The organism is Pantoea sp. CTOTU46764 (assembly GCF_031974595.1).
GTDB classification, from domain to species: Bacteria; Pseudomonadota; Gammaproteobacteria; order Enterobacterales; family Enterobacteriaceae; genus Pantoea; species Pantoea trifolii.
On the sequence record NZ_DALYOQ010000071.1, the window covers coordinates 1,335 to 2,853 of the forward strand.

The following is a 1,519-nucleotide window of genomic DNA, read 5'->3' on the forward strand; positions in this document are numbered from 1 at the left end:
TTACCGGTCCGGCAAGACGCGTGGCATCGCCGGGCTCGCTGTTGGGCGCGAGTTGTGTGATCTGTCCAGCTGCGTTGGTGGTCATCAGCACGCGCTCATGCCAGCCGTCGGCCAGCAGCGCGCGTGGGGCAAAATAGGTTGTCATGGTTGATCCTGCATGGCGAAAGGTTGTATATACATATACATACTTTGAAGCCTGGTGTAAATCGCCGAACGCGAAGGGGAGTGGGATGGCAGAAACAGAGCAGATCGACAGCCTGTGGCTGGGGGCCGACATCGTTACGATGCGTGACGGACACTACAATCTGATTGCCGACGGCGCGCTGGCGGTCGATCAGGGAAAACTGATTTGGGTGGGGCCGCGCAGAGAATGCCCGGCTTTTGCCGCGCGTGAACAGCACCAATTTTCCGGCGGCATCATCACGCCTGGTTTGGTGGATTGCCATACGCATCTGGTGTTTGGCGGCGATCGCAGCCAGGAGTTTGAGCAGCGTCTCAATGGCGTGAGCTATGCAGAAATCGCTGCGCAGGGCGGCGGCATTCTCTCCACGGTGCGCGCCACCCGCGCCGCTTCCCAGCAAGAGCTGGTGGCAAGTGCGCGCTGGCGGCTGGATCGCCTGCTGGCGGAAGGCGTCACCACGGTGGAGATCAAATCCGGTTACGGTCTTGATGAAGCCAGCGAGCTGACCATGCTGCGCGCCATTCGTGAGCTGGCGGAAACGGTGCCCGCCGATGTGCAAGCTACTTGCCTGGCTGCGCACGGCTTCCCGCCGGAGTTTAAAGACAATCCGCAAGGCTGGATCGATATCATCTGCCAGCGCCTGCTGCCGCAGGTGAAAGCCGAAGGTTTGGCGGATGCGGTAGATGCGTTTTGCGAGCATTTGGCCTTTTCTCCTGAGCAAGTTCGCACGGTCTTTGATGCAGCCAAAGCATTGGGCATGCCGGTGAAACTGCACGCCGAGCAGCTATCGGCGCTCGGCGGCGCGGCGCTGGCGGCGGGTTACGGTGCGCTCTCCGCCGATCATCTGGAGTACGCTACCGAAGCGGATGCGCAAGCGATGGCGCAGCACGGCACCGTTGCGGTGTTGCTGCCGGGCGCGTTTTATCTGTTGCGCGAAATCCAGCGTCCGCCGGTGGCGCTATTCCGTGAACACGGCGTGCCGATGGCGCTGGCCAGCGATGCCAATCCGGGCACCTCACCGGCGCTGTCGCTGCGTTTGATGCTGAACATGGGCTGCACGCTGTTTGGTTTAACGCCGGAAGAGGCGTTGGCGGGCGTGACCTTGTGGGGCGCGAAAGCGCTGGGCTTACAGCACTCGCACGGTTCGCTGGAAGCGGGCAAGGTGGCGAATTTTGTTCACTGGCCGCTGGCGCGTCCGGCAGAGCTGGTTTACTGGCTGGGCGGCGAATTGCCGTGCCAGGTTATTTATCGTGGAGAAGCGCAATGACACCTTTTCATTTCACCGCCGGTAATGTTCCGCTGCTGGTCAGCATTCCGCACGCTGGTACGCAATTAACG

The 1,519-nt window shown here is 61.3% G+C and carries 1 protein-coding gene and 1 pseudogene; one reads left to right on the forward strand and one right to left on the reverse strand.

Annotation, left to right across the window (positions count from 1 at the left end; translation table 11 throughout):
* A pseudogene (locus RTM06_RS18755) lies at positions 1-145 on the reverse strand (formimidoylglutamate deiminase); the annotation flags it as partial.
* Between the two features lie 85 nt (positions 146-230).
* On the opposite strand from RTM06_RS18755, the gene hutI reads away from it, so the two are divergent.
* Positions 231-1,448 carry an imidazolonepropionase gene (gene hutI, locus RTM06_RS18760; RefSeq protein WP_312184213.1) on the forward strand — a complete coding sequence of 406 codons (1,218 nt, stop codon included), beginning with the start codon at positions 231-233 and terminating at the stop codon, positions 1,446-1,448.
* Positions 1,449-1,519 lie beyond the last annotated feature (71 nt).